An 18,792-nucleotide genomic window follows, 5' to 3' on the forward strand; every position below is an offset into this window, starting at 1 on the left:
AAGGCATTTTTATCTGTAATAAATTTATAAAGCGTAATCTGGGTTAAATGATGTAATTCGAAACATTTTAATTTAGGACTCTGTAAATAGCGTAATGAATAACTTCGTATCAGGAATTAACAAAAAGAATTCAAATTTTTGACGATGCTATTTTTTAAAATATCCTTATAAGTTTTTTTAAAGAATATTATCTTGTTGCCACAATTTTTCCATTCATTCCAATTATTAAATTTTTCATGACGGGTTTGTCTTTATCAACCATTGTGGTGATTTCTATTTTTCCTGTTTTATGCATGACTAAAGTAACTAGCTTACTTCCTCCTATACCTGCATAAGAATAATAATCACCAACTTTTTTTGAATCTATAATTTTGCTAGAATTTTCTTTTGTTACATTAGCAAAAATGGTTATAAATTTTCGATTTCCATGATAACGAGACGAAAAAAAAGTAACTTTAAAATCTTTAATTTTTCGTTCCCCAATTTTTGTAAAACTATATTTTTTTAACAAATTAGAGTTTTTGCTTAAAGAAATAAGTTCTTTTTTATGTTTTGGTGTTAACAATTTATTAATAACATTAGAGTCTTTGATAGCAATATATGGGCTATCAAGATCAATTAATTCATTGTAAACTTTTTGATCAATAATAAAAGGGAATTTCTTTTTCTCCGAAGGAATCAAATAAGGCGTATTGTCTTCCTCATTAGATTCATCAGTAGTACTAAATTGTTCTGTAGATTGAGAAAAATTTGGAGTTTTCATTTTCTCAATAGAATAATTATCCGTTTTACATCCAATAGCTAGTAATGATGAAAAGAGTAAAATTGATTTTTTCATGCGTTTATCTGTCTTATTAAGTTTATTCCTGAAAATAGCGTATGCTAAATATTCAGGCATTACTCAAAGCAGTATTTTGGAAGTAGATTTTTGGGGAGTATTTATACTTCAAAGGTACTAAAAAAATACCAAACAGTGCGTGTACAAGCTTAAGAATAGAAACTTTTGTGTTAAGCTTATAAGATGACTATGTAAGTTTTAAAAATCTGATATTTTTCAAAAAGTAAACTTTAATTTATTATAAAAAGAGTCATTTATATTTTCAATATCTAAAAAAGAGAAAGACACAGCGATTATTGAAGTTGAATTTATAAGTTTGTATGTTTTGTGATCTCTTATTATTTTAAAACATGAGGTTCTATGAAAAGATAAAAATAAGTTCATTTTCCCGAAGATAGGAGTATCAATTCAAAAGATATAATATTCATCTCTTTACTAGAAATAAACTATTAGTGCTAGCTCTTTTAGAGAACCTCATGTTTAGATAAACCAATTACATTTTTTTAGTAATATCTTTTTTGTATTTATTTAAAAGGGCTTTAGTCATTCCTAAATTTGCCTTTGTAGAGTCTACGGCTAGATAAATAAAATATTCATTATTTTCTGAAATATCAATAATGTGAATCTGTGATTTCAAATTAATCATAATATCTTCTATTGTTTCACCTAATCCTAATGCTTCAATGGCATTTAATTTAGCTTTTACTACTTCTAGGTTGTAAGCTGAGGCTAATTCTGGGTCAAAATTAGGTTCTGCAGATAAAGTATAGTAAGATATTCCACTTTTTACTTCTGCAACGGCAACAGCTAAGAATCCAGGTACATTATCTTTAAGATCTTCTCCAAATTGTTTCAAAAAATCTGACATTTTAAATAAATATAAGGGGTTAAATTTCTAACACAAAGTTATATAATATATGTTGTTTTTTATCTGTTGGTTTTGTTAAAAAATAACATTAGGTGTTAATTTTTATTATTTCTAAATAAAGATTCTGCCTTGTACATACTTTGTGTTTTAGGAGAAGAAGGTTTTATAAGAATAAAAAAATGTATTTTACTTGTAAGATTCCCTAGTGTTTGTTTTATAAAATCATTCATTTCAATGTTAAATAGTTGAAAAAAGTAGGGTAGGATATTTTTTATAGGTAGTACAAATAGGAACTGGTGATTTTAAACTTAAAATAAGTTAAGAGTTATAAAAAATGAAATACATATCGTTTTTAATAATACTATATAAATAGGAATCTATATGAAGTAGGATGTTATAAAAAGTATTTTAAAACGATTGATTACATAAAGCTATTTTGTAAGAGCTAATAGGATAGATTATAGTTTGCAACTATCAGATATTAATATTGTGTTTAAAATTATGACTGTTAAAAATAGAGTGTATTTTAAACCTTAGTAAAACTTTGATTGGATAAAAGCTTAAAGAAAGATTTTGTAATGGCTATAAGGGATGAATTCGATTTCAGATTTTATATAAAAACTTTTTCGGCTATTTAAAAATAGAAATATAGAGTAAGTGTGCTGAACGAAAAATAAGTTTTCTTTAGGGATTTAACATACGAATATGATTTTCGATCGTTTTTTTAATTTTATTTCAATTTTAAAGCTGTCTAAAATAGACAGCTTTAAAATTGGGAGAATGTTACATTTTCTTTGTAATATCTTTTTTGTATTTGTTTAATAAAGCCTTAGTCATCCCTAAATTTGCTCTATTGGAGTCAACTGCTAGATAAATGAAATACTCGTTATTTTCAGAAATATCAATAATATGAATCTGAGACTTAAGGTTAATCATTATGTCTTCAATAGTTTCTTTTAACCCCAATGCGTTAATTGCATTTAATTGAGCTTTTACTACTTCTAGATTAAAAGCAGAAGCTAATTCAGGGTCAAAATTTGGATTAGCAGATAAGGTATAGTACGATATTCCACTTTTAATTTCTGAAATTGCAACGGCTATAAATCCAGGAACATTGCTTTTTAGGTCTTCTCCAAATTGTTTTAAAAAATCGGACATAAATGAGGGTTTTAGAGTGTGAGTTTTATATTACAAATATACCTAAATATAAGTTTGTTTAAATTTTTTAGTTGTAGAAAGCTTTCTATAGATGTTTTTTAATTTTAATAAAAAAGAAAAACCATCTGTATGAGATGGTTTATGGGAGAGGCTTTGATTTAAAGGATATTACATTTTCTTTGTAATGTCTTTTTTGTATTTGTTTAATAAAGCTTTAGTCATTCCTAAATTTGCTCTATTAGAGTCAACCGCCAAATAAATGAAGTATTCATTATTTTCAGAAATATCAATAATATGTATTTGAGATTTCAGGTTGATCATGATATCCTCAATAGTTTCGTTTAATCCTAATGCGCTAATGGCATTTAATTTAGCTTTTACCACTTCTAGGTTAAAAGCAGAAGCTAGTTCTGGGTCAAAATTTGGGTCTGCAGACAATGTGTAATATGAAATTCCACTTTTAATTTCTGCAACCGCAACTGCTAAAAAGCCTGGGATATTGCTTTTTAAATCATCTCCAAATTGTTTTAAAAAATCTGACATTTCAAATAAGTATTAAGGGTTAAATTTCAATACAAATGTAAATTAGAGAAGTGATTTTTTAGCGATTTTTATTGTAGAAAAAATTCTATAATTACTAATTTTTATTTAGAAATAATAAAAATTACTTATCAGGTAATTAGACTGTTAATATAAATTTTGGAGATCTATTGTTTGATTTTTTGCAATACCTTATGTCTTGATAGGAGCAATTTAAATAGTTGTTTTAATCCCAAATTTTGTGATGAATCTGAAAAGGGTAAAAAAGTTAAAATGACACAGGAATTTTTTACCCCAACTGTAGTTTTACCATATTGAGGATAAAAAAATGAAGTACTTTTTTTAGATTCGATGGCCTTTTTATCTATACTAAATTTCTGAAATGTAATCTGAGTTTAATAAGATGTACTAAGAAGACATAAAGACTGTTTTGGATTCATTGTTTTTATATCTTTTTTATAAATAGATCAAGGACATTAAGTTTTTTAGTTTAATTTTCACGCTTAGGATGCTTAAATTAGATGTTGTATTTTGTTGTGAAATTTGAAAAAGAAGAATTAATAAAAAGAGGTTGTCTGAAAAGTTATAAAACACATCATTTGGACCCAATAAGAGTTCGTTATACAGTCAATTATGGGTAAAGTGATAAATTAAACGATTTGTTTTGCTTTTTAGACAACCTTCTTAAAAAGGAAAAGTCTTACATCTTTTTTGTAATATCTTTTTTGTATTTGTTTAATAATGCTTTCGTCATACCTAAGTTCGCTTTTCTCGAATCAACGGCCAAGTATATGAAGTATTCATTGTTTTCAGAAATATCAATGATGTGTATTTGGCTGTTAAGATTGATCATAATATCTTCTATATGCTCATCAAGACCAAGTGCATTGATAGCATTTAACTTAGCTTTTACTACTTCTAAATTAAAAGCAGAGGCTAACTCTGGATCAAAATCTGGATTTGTTGATAAAGTGTAATACGATATTCCACTTTTAATTTCTGCTATTGCTACTGCAATTAAACCTGGGACGTTTTTTTTTAGGTCCTCACCGAATTGTTGTAAAAAATCTGACATAAGCGTGTGTTTTTGGTTAATATGATACTAAAGTTAGTGAAAAAAAAGCAGATTTAGAAATGAAATTTAAACAAAATTTATTTTTTATTTAATATTGATTGTTTTCTTATTTGAGTTGAAGGTTTTCAGGCGTTTGTTATATCGTATTAATACTGAATTTGTAGGTGAAATATTTTACAAATCGCTTTATTTGTAGAGAATGAGCGATAAAGAGGGAGGGAATGGTATAGAGGAGAAGAGGATTCGCCTTGACCGTTGACTTGGTTTGCGTCTTATGTGGTATTTAGGTTTAATTTAGATTATGCGTTAGTGTATGATGGAGATGAAAAGGGTGAAAAAGATAAAGAGGTGTGGATTTTTTTCTATATATGTGGTTTTGTTGAGGATAAAAAATAGAGTGCTTTTTAGATTCAAAGTTGTTTCCATCTGTAATAAGTTTCTAATGGGTAATCTGCGTTTAAAACTATAATATCAATTACAAGATTGTTTTACTAAAAATTTATTTTATAAAAATAAAAAGCCCCAAAAAAGGGGCTTATATATATTGAGGTAATTGAATTAGCCTAAAGCAACTCTCTTGAAACCTGTAACAGTTAAGCCAGCATCAGCTGTTTTAACGTACTGAGCAACGCTCATAGAGCTATCTTTGATAAAATCCTGATTTACTAAAGTATTGTCTTTGAAGAAACGGTTTAATTTACCTTTGGCAATATTGTCTAACATTGCTTCTGGTTTACCTTCGGCTCTTAATTGATCTTTAGCAATTTCAATTTCTTTTTCGATTATAGCTGCATCAACACCTTCTTCATTTAAAGCAATAGGGTTCATAGCAGCAGCTTGCATAGAAACACTTTTAGCAACTTCTTCAGCACCTTCTACGTTTGCAGATAAAGCAGTTAAAGTAGCAATCTTATTCCCAGCGTGGATGTAAGAACCTATGAAAGCGCCTTCTAATCTTTCAAAAGAACCGATTTCTATTTTCTCACCAATTACACCTGTTTGTTCAATTAATTTGTCAGCTACAGTAATACCACCAAAGTCAGAAGCTAGTAATTCTTCTTTTGTAGCATACGCTAAAGCTTGACTAGCTAAATCAGTAGCTAATTTTACGAAACCTTCGTTTTTACCTACGAAGTCAGTTTCGCAGTTTAATGTAATAACTACACCAACGGTTTTGTCTGCATTTACAGCAGCAATAGCAGCTCCTTCAGTAGACTCTCTATCAGAACGGTTAGCAGCTACTTTTTGACCTTTTTTACGTAAGTTTTCAATTGCTAAATCGAAATCTCCGTTAGCTTCAGTCAATGCTTTTTTACAGTCCATCATTCCGGCACCTGTAATTTGTCTTAATTTATTTACGTCTGCAGCAGTGATTGTTGACATACTATTTTATTTTGATTATTTTAATAATTTTAAAAAGTAAAAAATTCCAATCGACTAATTCCAAATTCCAACGTTAATAAATTATCAATTTTGATGATTTTATGGAATTTGGAACTGCGATTGGAATTTAAAAATATTATTTTTCAGAAGTTGTAGCTGCAGGAGCTGCTTTTGCTTCTTCAGTTGCTTCTACTTCTTTTTCTGAAGTTCTGTTTGATAAGCCTTCAGTGATAGCAGCAGTTACTAATGATAATACTTTATCAATAGATTTTGAAGCGTCATCATTTGCAGGGATAACATAATCAACTTGACGAGGGTCAGAGTTGGTATCTACCATTGCAAATACTGGAATGTTTAATTTTTGAGCTTCTTTTACTGCGATGTGTTCAGCTTTGATATCAACTACAAATAATGCAGCTGGTAATCTTGACATATCAGCGATAGAGCCTAAGTTTTTTTCTAACTTAGCACGTAAACGCTCGATTTGTAACTTTTCTTTTTTAGATAAAGTGTCAAATGTACCGTCTTTCTTCATTCTGTCGATAGAAGCCATTTTTTTAACAGCTTTACGAATTGTAACGAAGTTTGTTAACATACCACCTGGCCATCTTTCAGTGATGTAAGGCATGTTAGCCGCTTTAGCTTTTTCAGCTACGATATCTTTTGCTTGTTTTTTGGTAGCAACGAATAAAACTTTTCTACCAGATGCAGCAATTTTTTTTAAAGCTTCATTAGCTTCTTCAATTTTAGCTGCAGTTTTGTATAGGTTGATAATGTGGATACCATTACGCTCCATGTAGATGTAAGGAGCCATGTTTGGATCCCACTTTCTAGTCATGTGTCCGAAATGAACACCTGCTTCTAGTAATTCTTTAACTTCTACTTTATTTGCCATTTTTAGAAATAGTTTACGTTCTGTTGAATTAGCAATGTGTCTTTAAATTTAGATTAGAAAAAATAATTTTTATAACCTCAACCCATTTAGATGCTAAACTAATCTCCGGCCTCAGCACGGAAAAGCAACATAACTTAGTTTTTTTTAATAAATAATAATAAATATTAACGTTTAGAGAATTGGAATCTCTTACGAGCTTTCTTCTGACCGAATTTTTTACGCTCAACCATACGAGGATCACGAGTTAATAATCCTTCAGGTTTTAAGATAGCTCTGTTTCCTTCTCCTACTTCACACATAGCACGAGCAATAGCCATACGTACAGCTTCTGCCTGACCTGTTGTACCGCCACCATATACATTGATTTTTACGTCAAAGTTTGAAGCGTTTTCAGTCATTGCTAATGGTTGCATAACTTTGTACTGTAAAGTTGCAGTAGGGAAGTAAGTTTCAAATGCTTTTTTGTTTACAGTAATGTTTCCTGTACCTTCTGATACATAAATACGTGCCACAGCACATTTTCTTCTACCGATTTTGTGAATAACTCCCATTACTTAAGATCGTTTAGATTAACGGTTTTAGGTGTTTGAGCCGCATGTTTGTGCTCTGAACCTACATTTACACTCAAATTACGGAATAATTGAGCACCTAATTTGTTTTTAGGCAACATTCCTTTTACAGCTTTTTCTACTAATAATGCAGGGTTTTTTTGTTGCATTACTTTAGCTGTTAATGTTCTTTGACCTCCTGGGTAACCTGTGTGACGAACATAAGTTTTGTCCTCTAACTTGTTACCTGTAAGGTTGATTTTTTCCGCGTTGATAATAATTACATTATCTCCACAGTCCACGTGTGGCGTATAACTTGGTTTGTACTTACCTCTTAAAAGCATAGCAACTTTTGAAGCAAGACGACCTAAGTTATGGCCTTCAGCGTCTACAACAATCCACTGTTTGTCTACAGTAGCTTTGTTTGCTGATACTGTCTTGTAGCTTAATGTGTTCACAATAATTACTTTTTAATTAAACATTCCATTCCCAATTAAGGGAGTGCAAAAGTACAATTATTTATTTATAAAGCAAATAGGTTTAATGTTTTTCTTTTTTATTGCTTTTCAGGAGGTTAACTTTTTTGTTTTATTTAGAAGTGTTTGTAAGTAATTAGAGGCTTGTGTAGGTTTGTAGTTGTTATGCGTTTGTTTATTTGTTGATTATCAAGGGCTTTTCTTTGTTAGAATTAAGGGTGGATATTAATTTAAAAAAATGTTTTATAAGACGTTTGATTTGGAAGTATTTTAAAAAACAACAACAACTTTCATTTGTATTAAAGAAGATTGTTTTTATTTTCAAAAAAATGAAAGTTGTTGTTGTTAGTATACGATCTAATGCGCTTCTAGCCAATCCTTACCTAAACCTATTTCTACTTCTAGAGGAACTGCCAGTCGAAAGGCGTTTTCCATTTCTTTTTTTATCATGGGTTTGATTTTTTCTAGTTCGGAATTGTGTACATCAAATACTAATTCGTCATGAACCTGAAGCAACATTTTTGATTGGTAGTTTTCTTCTTTTAAGCGTTCATGGATATTAATCATGGCTATTTTAATAATATCGGCTGCACTTCCTTGGATAGGGGCGTTTACCGCATTTCGTTCTGCTGCTCCTCGAACTACAGCGTTAGCTGAATTAATATCTTTTAAATAACGACGACGGCCTGATATGGTTTCTACATAACCGTTTTCACGAGCAAAATCAATTTGACTTGTAATGTATGATTTTAATTTAGGGTAGGTTTTGTAATAAGCGTCAATGAGCTCGGCACTTTCTTTTCTTGATAATGAAGTTTGATTGCTTAAACCAAAAGCTGAAACGCCATAAATGATACCGAAGTTAACTGTTTTTGCATTACTGCGTTGTTCTTTTGTTACTTCATCTAGTGGAACGTTGAAAACTTTTGCAGCAGTACTTTTGTGTATATCTTCGTTGTTTTGAAAAGCAGAAATCATAGTATCCTCTCCAGAAAGTGCTGCTATAATACGTAATTCAATTTGTGAATAATCGGCAGAAAGAAGGGTGTGGTTTTCATCACGGGCAATAAATGCTTTGCGGATTTGACGACCTCTTTCTGTTCTAATGGGGATATTTTGTAAGTTAGGATTGTTAGAACTTAATCTTCCTGTAGCAGCTACAGTTTGCATATAGTCAGTATGAACACGAGCTGTTTTGTTGTTAATTTGTTGGGGAAGCGCGTCTACATAAGTACTTTTTAGTTTTACAAGTTGGCGCCATTCTAAAATATCTTGTACTATTTTATGATCGTTAGCAAGGTAGCTTAGGACTTCTTCACCTGTAGCGTATTGTCCTGTTTTGGTTTTTTTTTGTTTTGTTCCTCCAATTTGAAGTTTCTCAAATAAAATATCTCCTAGTTGCTTGGGTGAGGCTAAATTAAATTTTTCACCTGCTTGTTCGTATATTTGATTCTCTATGGTTTCGATTTCTTTTTGCATATCTGTAGACATAGATTTTAAAAATTCTTGGTCTAGGTTGATGCCTTCTCGTTCCATGTCTGCTAAAACTTGTACTAATGGAATTTCTATTTCGTCGAATAATTTTTTAGTTCCTACTCGTTCTAAAATAGGTTGGAAGTGTTCTTTTAGTTGATATGTGATATCAGCATCTTCTACGGCGTATTCCTTAATGTCTTCTAATGCTACTTGGCGCATTGATAGTTGATTTTTCCCTTTTTTTCCAATTAAAGTTTCAATGGATTTAGGACTGTACTGTAAATAGGTTTCGGATAAGACATCCATATTATGACGCATATCAGGATTAATCAAATAATGAGCGATCATAGTATCAAACAAAGGACCTTTTATTTCAATTTTGTAATTGGCTAAAATCTTTAAGTCGTATTTGATGTTTTGTCCTATTTTGGTAATAGAATTATTTTCAAAAAAAGGTTTGAATTTATGGATTAATTCCTTAGTTTCTTCTTGATTTTCAGGAAATGGCACGTAAAATCCTTTGCCTTTTTCCCATGAAAAGGCAAGGCCTACTAATTCAGCATTAGTGGTGTCTATACCTGTAGTTTCGGTATCAAAACAGACGGCTGTTTGCTGTAGTAAGTTTTGTAGTAATAAATTAATGGGTAGGTTGCCATTTACTATTTGATAAAAATGAGATGTGTTATCCAGATTTGCGTATTGAAAACCGGATATAGATTCGTTTTCTTCCTGATCGGAAAAACCAAATAAATCCATTTGATTTTCAGGCGTTTTTTTTGCGTTTTTTTTGCTAACAGAGTCAGCGGTGTCTATTTCGTCATATTCTTTTCCGCCTCCAAATAGTTTGTCGAATTGGGCTTTCATTTGGCGAAACTCTAATTCTTGAAATAAAGTATCTGTTTTTTCTATGTCAGGTTTAGAAAGTTCAAAACTTTGTTCGTCAAATTCTACAGGACAATCAAGTAGTATAGTGGCTAGTTTTTTAGAAAGGATTCCTTTTTCTTTGTTGTTTTCAATGTTCTCTTTCATTTTTCCTTTTAGCTTGCTTGTGTTGGCTAAAAGATTTTCCATAGAACCGTATTCAGCGAGTAGTTTTTTTGCTGTTTTTTCACCTACGCCAGGTAGGCCAGGAATGTTGTCTACTGCATCTCCCATCATACCTAAAAAGTCGATTACTTGCAAAGGGTCTTGTACTTCAAATTTTGCTTTTATTTCTTCTACTCCCCATATTTCAATATCGTTCCCAGCACGTGCTGGACGATACATGAAGATGTTTTCGGAAACTAATTGGCCAAAATCTTTATCTGGTGTAACCATATAAACTAGATATCCTTGCTTTTCGGCTTTTTTAGCTAATGTGCCTATTAAATCGTCGGCTTCATAACCTGCAATTTCTATAATAGGAATATGCATAGCGTTTAGGATTTCTTGTATATAAGGGATAGCGATTTTAATCGCCTCAGGAGTTTCGTCACGATTAGCTTTGTATTCGGTAAACATCTCTAAACGATAATTACTACCTCCTTTGTCAAATGCTACGGCTAAATGATCGGGTTTCTCGCGTTTGATAACATCCATTAGGGAATTCATAAAGCCAATAATGGCTGAAGTGTCTAGTCCTTTAGAGTTAATTCTAGGGTTTTTAATAAAAGCATAATAACCTCTAAAAATAAGAGCATAAGCGTCGAGTAGAAATAAACGTTTTTGTGTTGACATGATTATTATTTTGTAAGCATTCAAAAATACAAAACTTGTTACATAAAGAACTTGTTAAGAAATAAGATTTCTAGAATCTTGTGGTTTAATTTAAAAACAGTTTAAATGTTTGTATGTTAAGTTTAATGCTTTGGTGAATTATTATTTTATTATCTTAAAAAAAAGAGTTAATTTTATAAGTGTAGTGTAATTATTAATATCAATTTATGTTATAATGAAAAAAAGCAAAACCCCAAAGAAAACATTGCTTTCCTACTTGTTATTTCTTTTGTTAACAACAAGTTTTTTTGCGCAAGTAGGAATAGGTACCGTAACGCCTGATGCGAGCTCTATTTTAGATGTAGTTTCTAATGATAGAGGGGTGTTGACACCTCGAATGACAACCGCTCAAAAAATGGCAATTGTTAATCCTTCAAATGGTTTAATTGTGTATGATACGGATTTAAAATCATTTTATTTTTATGATACAACATCTGTTAACTGGGTTAGAGTGAATACAAATTCAGATGGTCGGTTAAAATATAAGTTGATAAAATCAACAGATGTGTTGGCTACTGTATTAGCGGATGAACTAGCTGCTGGTGGAGGGGCTAAGTATCTTCTAGATTCAGGAACTTTGTATGAAATAAATGGTACAATTAATTTGAATTATCCTATTGAAATGAATAATGCTTATATAAGTGGGCAAGATTCAGGGGAAGATAAATTAATAAGGACTTCTGGAGATCTTTTTACAGGAACTACGGGAGGAAGTATTCGGATTTTAACGTTGTCAGCCCCTTCAGGAAATGTTTTCAATATAGATGGTGCTGGAACGGCAAGTCTTATTTTTAGAGATTCTATAGTAGCAAGTTCCTTATCTGTTGGTTCATTCAAAAATTTTGCGATAGTTTTTCTTAGTATCGTGCAGTATTATGGAAATGCAAATGGAGTTGTTTACGAAAATGTGGCAAGATTGTTATTGAGTAATACGGGGTGGTTTAGTAATAATACAGGAGTGTACGAAAAGTTGAACGGAACTTTCTCCTTAGCCGCTAAACAAGGTGGTTTCAGTGAAGTTACTGGGAGTAGTATAGGGTTTGATGTTTCTTCAAATCCTGTCATTACAGGTGATGCAACACTAGAATCTACGGTTTTTACAGGTACCCCTACGACAGGGAAATATGTTAATCCTTATACCGTGGGAGGGTATACGGGGTATAATTTTAATAATAATTGGAATGTTCGTTGTCCTGGTATTCCAACCGAAACAGATGCTTCAGCCGTAGGCGACTTTGCAGTCGATTACCCAGTAGGGAGTGGTGCTTCTACGTCCTTTAATACTTCTAATCCAAGTAACATAGTAAAAGTTCAGGGAGTGTCTACTTCTACTAATTTATTTCGGTTTTCTACAGATGGAGGAGTAAATAACCGGTTAAAATATGTGGGAAAAAAGAAAAGAATATTTCAAGTTACGGGTTCAATTTCTTTTCAGGTGCCAGCTGCTGGAACTTATATAATTTACATTGCAAAGAATGCTACTGTTATATCACAATACAAAATATATGGTAGAGGTTTAACAACCAATGATATAGTGGTTTTGCCTTTAAATGCTTCTGTTGAGCTATCTAGTAATGATTACGTAGAGGTTTATGCACAACGTTATACAGGAGGTACAACAGATGCAATAATAACACCTAATATGACACTAATCGTTAAATAAAAGATGTTTTTATGACTAAAATTATTTTATGATAATTTGTATTGTTTTTTGAAAGGAAGAGATTTGATTTTCAAATGAGCGGTTTTTTGTTTTATCCTTCAGAGGTACGGTATATTCAGAAGTAAGTAGATGTGAAATGAACTTACTTCTGAATGTATATTATAACTTTATATTTCCTTTCATAAATCGAAGATTACCCAAATGGGATGTGTGTAAAATTTTAATCTTCTATGTACAGATATATAACTTAAAACAGTGGTTAATGACTGTTTTTTTTAATCAAGGAATTATTTTAAGTTTGAAATACAAAAGTTCTGTTAAAAGGTGATATGAACTTGAACATGATTTTGTTACTTTGCTTGAAAATAATTTAAGATGTTGTTCCGATTTATAGTAATTGCCATTTTATTATTCCTGATAGAAATTTACTCACTACAAGCTTTTAAAACCTTAGTTCGTTCAAAATGGATATTTTGGATAGGAGTAGCAATAAGCATGCTAATTTATATATTTATATTTTACACTATTTTTAATTTTGATCGTAAAGTTGGGCAAACGAAACAAAGTTTGTTTGCACTTGGGTTGTTGCTTACGGTTTATTTACCAAAAATTGTTTTAGCCCTTTTTATGTTTGGAGAAGACGTTTTTCGTTTTTTGTCAGGGGTAACGAACTATTTTATTGAGTATGATAATCGAAGTACTTTTTTACCAGAAAGAAGAAAATTCATTAGTCAAGTAGCTCTTGGTTTGGCTGCAATTCCTTTTTTGTCCTTAATTTATGGAGTAACTAGAGGGAAGTATAATTTTAAAGTTTTTAAACAAGATTTGTTTTTTGATGATTTGCCAGAGACTTTCGATGGATTTACAATTACTCATATTTCAGATATCCATTCGGGAAGTTTTGATGATCCTGAAAAGATACAATATGCAATCGACTTGATTAATGAGCAAAATTCTGATATTTTGTTGTTTACAGGAGATATTGTTAATGCAAAGGCGGAAGAAATGACTCCGTGGATTTCAGTTTTTAAAAGTATTAAAGAACATCGTTTTGGTAAATTTTCTGTTTTGGGAAATCATGATTATGGAGCCTATATAGAATGGGAATCAGAACAAGCCAAAATTCAAAATTTTGAAGCTATAAAGAACTTACACCAACAGATAGATTTTAAGTTGTTGCTAAATGAACATACCAAGATTCGTAAGGATGGAGCTGAATTGGCTTTAGTTGGGGTTGAGAACTGGGGGAAACATTTTGGTATGATGGGAGATATAGACAAAGCATCAGAAGGATTAACAAATAAGGATTTCAAAATACTAATGAGTCACGACCCTAGTCATTGGGAAGAAGTGGTTAAACAGCATGATAAAAAATTTCATTTAACTTTAAGCGGGCATACACATGGGATGCAGTTTGGGATAGAAATACCAGGTTATTTTAAATGGAGTTTAGCACAATATATGTATAAACAGTGGGCGGGTTGTTATGAATACTTAGGGCGTTATATTTATGTGAATAGAGGATTCGGATTTCATGCGTATCCTGGAAGAGTTGGTATTATGCCTGAAATAACGGTTATTCGGTTAAAAAAGGCTTAAAAATTAGGATAAATCACTAAAAATAGTATATTTGTAATGCAAATTGTATTTAAAAAGTACGTATATGTCAAAATTTGGTGAGTTAATAGGCGCTCATGTTCCTGTTTTAATTGATTTTTATACTGATTGGAACGAAGCTTCTCAATCAATGCATCCTGTTATAAAAGACGTAGCAGCTGCATTAGGGGATAAGGCCAAAGTGATAAAAATAGACGTTGATAAAAACCAAGAATTAGCAGAAGCACTCCGTATAAAAGGATTGCCTACCTTAATGATCTATAAAGAAGGGCAAATGAAATGGCGTCAGTCTGGTGAATTAGATGCTAATACGATTATTAATCTTGTTCAAGGACAATTTTAATTTCTTATAATATCAAAAATAAAGCCTTTTTCTTTGTAAAAAGTTAAAGTCTTTGGAAGACAATTTTTTAAATGAGGATAAGCTTTTTGGCTATCGTGAAAAACAATAATGCTACCTGATTCTACTTTTTGGGTAGCATTTTTTATACACTGATCATTACTTATTGATAAGTCAAAATCAGCAGTCAATACATCCCACATAATAATTTTATAGCCTTTTTTTCTTAACCTGATGGACTGAAGAGGGGTTATTTTACCATAAGGAGGTCTGAAAAGGTTAGATTTCTGATTGTTAATTCCTGATTTCTCAAGATTATGATCTAAGAGTTCAATGTTTTCTTGAATTATTTTTTCGCAAGCTATTATATCATTTATATATTCTTTTGTAGATTTTTCCCAACCATTTATGTGGTTGTAGGTGTGATTTCCTATGATATGCCCTTCTGATAAAATCCTTTTAAAAATTTCAGGATGCTTTACAATGTTTTTTCCAACACAAAAAAAGGTGGCTTTTATGTGGTTTTCTTTTAATATGTCTAAAACCCATTCCGTAACTTCAGGAATAGGCCCGTCGTCAAAAGTTAGGTAAATTGTTTTGGATGTATTAGGAATAGACCAAACATGATTATAAAATAACCATTTGATGAACTTATTTGTTTTGATCCAATAAAACATACTTGAAATTTTTAGAGGGAATGGATTAATCAGTCATTATTGTTGGTTAAAAATAAAAAAGGCATTTTTTATTTATTTTAATATAAGAAGGAGGACTCTAGATGTTTTCGTAATCAAAAAGGCTGTCCTAAAAAAATGGACAGCCTCTAGGTTTTGTTTTAAGAGACTTAGACCCTAAGATCTTATTCTATTTCTACTTCAAAAAAAGGGAAACGCTTGTTTAAATTATTGAAAGCATCTTTTTCTTGATCGTGAAATTCTTTGTCTTTATACGTTTTTGCTATTTCTAATAATCCTTTGTAGCGCATTAAATCAGTGTAAATGTCACTAGCAAAAAATTGACGTTGATCACTTTGAGGCAATTCACTATAATAGCGTAATTCATCTTGATATTTTAATGCTATTTTTTTTATTATTTCGCGTGCTTTTTCTTTTTTGCCCAATTTGTAATACCCCTCAGCGAAAGGATCTATAAGGCTATAAAATCCGTAATATTCAATAGGTGTTTTGGATAAAGCAAGGTCTATTATTTTTTCTGCTTTAGCTGTTTTTCCTTCGTTTATCAGGTTCGTCATAAGACGTGACATGTGGGTACGATAAGATATACAATTTTTGCGTGTTTGAGGATCGTGATAAATAGAGGAACTATCTCCATTGCCCCATTGTAACTTAGTAAAGATAGCGTACATTTTATCGGTATCTACTTGTCCCATATCAAAATTATAAGCTTCTTTTGGTAGAGGTGTTTTAATTGGGACTAATTTGTAAATCATACCATCTAATTGGAGGTATTCTTTCATCCAGATATAATCATCATCACCAAATGCTCCTGTAGAAAAATAAATGGGACGTTTCCAGTTGTTTTTTCTAACAATATCTAACATCATTAGACGATTCTTATATAAAGCACTTCCTTTTATGTCTATATCAATATAAGGAACAATCGAGTCGTTTTGTTTTGGATTGATGATCTTATTAGAGATGACTGATTTTTTATCAACAGGTATTCTGATTTTATTAGTTGGATAGAACTGGACTTTTTGACCATTTCGTAATTCTATTAATGTTCTAGGGTCATCACTGTGTGCGAATTCCATAAATTCATCTATACTAATTCTTTCTTTTGTTCTTTCTTCATAGATTAGGTAATCACGTTTGCCATCTACATAATCTTTGTGTTCAAAAGATAAAGGAATAGGATCTGATTCATACGCTTTTTTACGCATTGAATCAATGTACCAGTCAGTCATTAATAAACTGGTATTTACAATACGTACGTCTGTTCTATAACCTTCTATTTCTTGTACATACCATAAAGGAAATGTATCGTTGTCGCCAATAGTAAATAAGATGGCATTTTTGTCACAAGAATCTAAGTACGCTTTAGCGTCTGTAACAGCAGTATATTTACCCGAACGATCATGATCATCCCAGTTTTCAGATGCCATTAAAACGGGCGCAGCTAATAAAGAAACTGATAGAGTAAGAGGTAATGCTATTTTAGGTTGAACGTATTTTTGAACCGATTCATAAAGAGCGTAAACTCCTAAGGCAATCCAAAGGGCAAATACATAAAAAGAACCAACTAAAGCATAATCACGTTCGCGTACTTCAAAAGGGCGCTCGTTTAAGTATATTTTAAGGGCTAAACCTGTGAATAAAAAAAGAGAAAGCAGAACATAAAAGGATTTTAGATCTTTTTTGGAATGAAAAAAGAACCCCATTAATCCTAAAATGAACGGAATAAAATAGTATACATTTCGTCCCTTGTTGTTTTTCCAATCTGCAGGAAGATTTTCTTGTTTGGTAAGACGCGCACTATCAAGGAATGATATCCCGCTTAGCCAGTTCCCGTCTTTAAGGTCATAGTTTCCTTGTTCGTCGTTTTGACGACCTACAAAGTTCCACATTAAATACCTCCAATACATATAGCCAAACTGGTATTCCACCATAAATCGAAGGTTGTCTAAAGTACTTGGTTTTTCTATATTTAGGTATTCTCCATAGGATTTTAAGAACTTATCATAATCTTCTAAATCTAATTTTCCAGCTTTAAACGCATTCCTGAATTCAGATACAATTTGTAATAATTCTTGTTCTTGATTGTATTCTTCTTTTACAGAAAATTCAAGAGGGGATGTAAATTTCATGTAATTTACATTGTGTTCACTACTCCATAAACGAGGTAATATGGCTTTATGATTGTTGTCTGTGTTTTGGATAGCATTTTTATAATCGTTTACAATGATATATTTACCCGTTTTATAATCACGTTCATAGTTTGGTTTTTCATCTAAATACGGATTGTTTTCATCTAATCCAGCATAGGCTTCCGAAAATTGAGGACCGTAAAATAATTTTTGCTCTCCGTACTGCTCCCGGTTGTAATATGCTAAAAGTTCACGAGCATCAGAAGGTTTGTTTTCGTTAATAGGTGTATCAGCATTAGCACGGATAGGAAGCATTAACCAAGTAGAAAAGCCTATGAAAATAAATAGAACAACTAATAGAATGGTATTTAGAAATATTTTTCCTTTTTGCTGGGTGTATTTTAATCCAAAATAGAAAAAAGCAATCAGAAGTATAGTTGCTAATACAGTACCGGAGTTAAAAGGCAATCCTATGCTATTTACAATGAAAACTTCAGTTGCTCCAAAAAAAGTCATTGTCCAGGGTAAAAGGAGTTTAAAGATAAATAGTAATACTGAAATAACAACAATGTTAGCTATTATAAAACTTTTTAATGTTACCTTTTTATAATGTTTAAAATAATATAAAAATCCAATAGAAGGGATTGTCAATAGAGCCATAAAGTGAACTCCAAACGATAGTCCTACAACTAGAGCTATTAGAAGTAGCCAGCGATTCCCTTTGGGGTTGTCCATATCAGCCTCCCAGCGAAGTCCCAGCCAAAATAAAATAGCAATAAAAAAAGTGGCCATAGCATATACCTCTGCTTCTACCGCATTAAACCAAAAACTGTCTGAAAAAGTAAAGGCTAATGCCCCTATAAAGGCACTTCCTAGAATGGCTATGCTATTGTTCTTGTTTAATTCTTTTGAAGATCCAATGAACTTTCTTAAAAGAATAGTGGCTGACCAAAAGAGAAACAAAATGGTAAAGGCACTTGATACCACAGACATCATATTTACCATCAAGGCAATGTTTTCTTTGTTAATCGCAAACATAGAAAAGAAAGCTCCGATCATTTGATACAAAGGAGCGCCTGGTGGGTGACCTACTTCTAGTTTAGCAGATGTGGAAATATATTCACCACAGTCCCAAAAACTCATGGTAGGTTCAACTGTTAGTGAATAAACAACCAGTGCGATAAAAAAAGTAACCCAACCTAGTAGGGTATTCCATTTTTTGAAGTTGAATGACATATTAATCGTTAAGTGTTTTAAATTTTAACACAAAGAAACTGTTTTTTGTGTAAAGAAAAGGTTAAAAATAAAATTTTTAATTTTTTTAATTATTTTT

General features: G+C 31.4%; 15 protein-coding genes. 3 read left to right on the forward strand and 12 right to left on the reverse strand.

Translation table 11 applies throughout. The annotated features are described in order from the left end of the window. Positions 1-187 precede the first annotated feature (187 nt). From HUE53_RS09500 to polA, 10 genes are all read right to left on the reverse strand, one after another. Complete coding sequence (locus tag HUE53_RS09500) at positions 188-898, reverse strand: hypothetical protein (protein ID WP_014164764.1); 711 nt, start codon at positions 896-898, stop codon at positions 188-190. Positions 899-1,331: 433 nt separating this feature from the next. After that, positions 1,332-1,706, reverse strand: coding sequence for a hypothetical protein (locus HUE53_RS09505; RefSeq protein ID WP_014164765.1), 375 nt, complete (start codon positions 1,704-1,706; stop codon positions 1,332-1,334). Between the two features lie 783 nt (positions 1,707-2,489). Continuing rightward, entirely contained in the window at positions 2,490-2,864 is a 375-nt protein-coding gene (locus HUE53_RS09510) for a hypothetical protein (RefSeq protein WP_014164766.1), read from the reverse strand. A gap of 168 nt (positions 2,865-3,032) precedes the next feature. Then, complete coding sequence (locus HUE53_RS09515; protein WP_065213753.1) at positions 3,033-3,407, reverse strand: hypothetical protein; 375 nt, start codon at positions 3,405-3,407, stop codon at positions 3,033-3,035. Positions 3,408-4,104: 697 nt separating this feature from the next. After that, positions 4,105-4,479: a hypothetical protein gene (locus HUE53_RS09520; protein WP_014164768.1), complete on the reverse strand. Its 375-nt coding sequence runs from the start codon at positions 4,477-4,479 to the stop codon at positions 4,105-4,107. Between the two features lie 558 nt (positions 4,480-5,037). Further along, positions 5,038-5,862 carry a translation elongation factor Ts gene (tsf, locus tag HUE53_RS09525; RefSeq protein WP_014164769.1) on the reverse strand — a complete coding sequence of 275 codons (825 nt, stop codon included), beginning with the start codon at positions 5,860-5,862 and terminating at the stop codon, positions 5,038-5,040. Positions 5,863-5,998: 136 nt separating this feature from the next. Then, on the reverse strand, positions 5,999-6,757 hold the full coding sequence (rpsB, locus tag HUE53_RS09530; protein WP_014164770.1) for a 30S ribosomal protein S2: 759 nt from the start codon (positions 6,755-6,757) through the stop codon (positions 5,999-6,001). A gap of 164 nt (positions 6,758-6,921) precedes the next feature. After that, a complete protein-coding gene (gene rpsI, locus HUE53_RS09535) occupies positions 6,922-7,308 on the reverse strand; it encodes a 30S ribosomal protein S9 (protein WP_014164771.1) in 387 nt (128 codons plus the stop codon). After that, positions 7,308-7,763 (reverse strand): 50S ribosomal protein L13, encoded by a 456-nt coding sequence (rplM, locus tag HUE53_RS09540; RefSeq protein ID WP_014164772.1) that lies wholly within the window; start codon positions 7,761-7,763, stop codon positions 7,308-7,310. Before rplM ends, rpsI begins: the two co-directional genes overlap by 1 nt. Positions 7,764-8,138: 375 nt before the next feature. Beyond that, entirely contained in the window at positions 8,139-10,973 is a 2,835-nt protein-coding gene (polA, locus tag HUE53_RS09545) for a DNA polymerase I (RefSeq protein WP_065213752.1), read from the reverse strand. Positions 10,974-11,187: 214 nt separating this feature from the next. Between polA and HUE53_RS09550 the strand changes: the two genes are divergently transcribed. From HUE53_RS09550 to HUE53_RS09560, 3 genes are all read left to right on the forward strand, one after another. Beyond that, complete coding sequence (locus tag HUE53_RS09550; RefSeq protein ID WP_065213751.1) at positions 11,188-12,675, forward strand: hypothetical protein; 1,488 nt, start codon at positions 11,188-11,190, stop codon at positions 12,673-12,675. A gap of 375 nt (positions 12,676-13,050) precedes the next feature. Then, a complete protein-coding gene (locus tag HUE53_RS09555; RefSeq protein ID WP_065213750.1) occupies positions 13,051-14,274 on the forward strand; it encodes a metallophosphoesterase in 1,224 nt (407 codons plus the stop codon). 64 nt (positions 14,275-14,338) lie between these two features. After that, positions 14,339-14,635, forward strand: coding sequence for a thioredoxin family protein (locus tag HUE53_RS09560; RefSeq protein WP_014164776.1), 297 nt, complete (start codon positions 14,339-14,341; stop codon positions 14,633-14,635). Here the strand turns inward: HUE53_RS09560 and HUE53_RS09565 are convergent. Beyond that, positions 14,632-15,309, reverse strand: a complete 678-nt coding sequence (locus HUE53_RS09565; protein WP_192188439.1) for a polysaccharide deacetylase family protein — start codon at positions 15,307-15,309, stop codon at positions 14,632-14,634. The genes HUE53_RS09560 and HUE53_RS09565 overlap by 4 nt on opposite strands. A 182-nt stretch (positions 15,310-15,491) precedes the next feature. Then, positions 15,492-18,695 (reverse strand): DUF2723 domain-containing protein, encoded by a 3,204-nt coding sequence (locus HUE53_RS09570; RefSeq protein WP_192188440.1) that lies wholly within the window; start codon positions 18,693-18,695, stop codon positions 15,492-15,494. Positions 18,696-18,792: the final 97 nt, after the last annotated feature.

Source organism: Flavobacterium columnare (genome assembly GCF_014844295.1).
Lineage (GTDB): Bacteria > Bacteroidota > Bacteroidia > Flavobacteriales > Flavobacteriaceae > Flavobacterium > Flavobacterium columnare.

Coding starts and splice junctions, on each gene's coding strand:
- HUE53_RS09500 (WP_014164764.1), bottom strand. CDS start 898: ATGCCTGAATATTTAGCATACGCTATTTTCAGGAATAAACTTAATAAG.
- HUE53_RS09505 (WP_014164765.1), bottom strand. CDS start 1,706: ATGTCAGATTTTTTGAAACAATTTGGAGAAGATCTTAAAGATAATGTA.
- HUE53_RS09510 (WP_014164766.1), bottom strand. CDS start 2,864: ATGTCCGATTTTTTAAAACAATTTGGAGAAGACCTAAAAAGCAATGTT.
- HUE53_RS09515 (WP_065213753.1), bottom strand. CDS start 3,407: ATGTCAGATTTTTTAAAACAATTTGGAGATGATTTAAAAAGCAATATC.
- HUE53_RS09520 (WP_014164768.1), bottom strand. CDS start 4,479: ATGTCAGATTTTTTACAACAATTCGGTGAGGACCTAAAAAAAAACGTC.
- tsf (WP_014164769.1), bottom strand. CDS start 5,862: ATGTCAACAATCACTGCTGCAGACGTAAATAAATTAAGACAAATTACA.
- rpsB (WP_014164770.1), bottom strand. CDS start 6,757: ATGGCAAATAAAGTAGAAGTTAAAGAATTACTAGAAGCAGGTGTTCAT.
- rpsI (WP_014164771.1), bottom strand. CDS start 7,308: ATGGGAGTTATTCACAAAATCGGTAGAAGAAAATGTGCTGTGGCACGT.
- polA (WP_065213752.1), bottom strand. CDS start 10,973: ATGTCAACACAAAAACGTTTATTTCTACTCGACGCTTATGCTCTTATT.
- HUE53_RS09550 (WP_065213751.1), top strand. CDS start 11,188: ATGAAAAAAAGCAAAACCCCAAAGAAAACATTGCTTTCCTACTTGTTA.
- HUE53_RS09555 (WP_065213750.1), top strand. CDS start 13,051: ATGTTGTTCCGATTTATAGTAATTGCCATTTTATTATTCCTGATAGAA.
- HUE53_RS09560 (WP_014164776.1), top strand. CDS start 14,339: ATGTCAAAATTTGGTGAGTTAATAGGCGCTCATGTTCCTGTTTTAATT.
- HUE53_RS09565 (WP_192188439.1), bottom strand. CDS start 15,309: ATGTTTTATTGGATCAAAACAAATAAGTTCATCAAATGGTTATTTTAT.
- HUE53_RS09570 (WP_192188440.1), bottom strand. CDS start 18,695: ATGTCATTCAACTTCAAAAAATGGAATACCCTACTAGGTTGGGTTACT.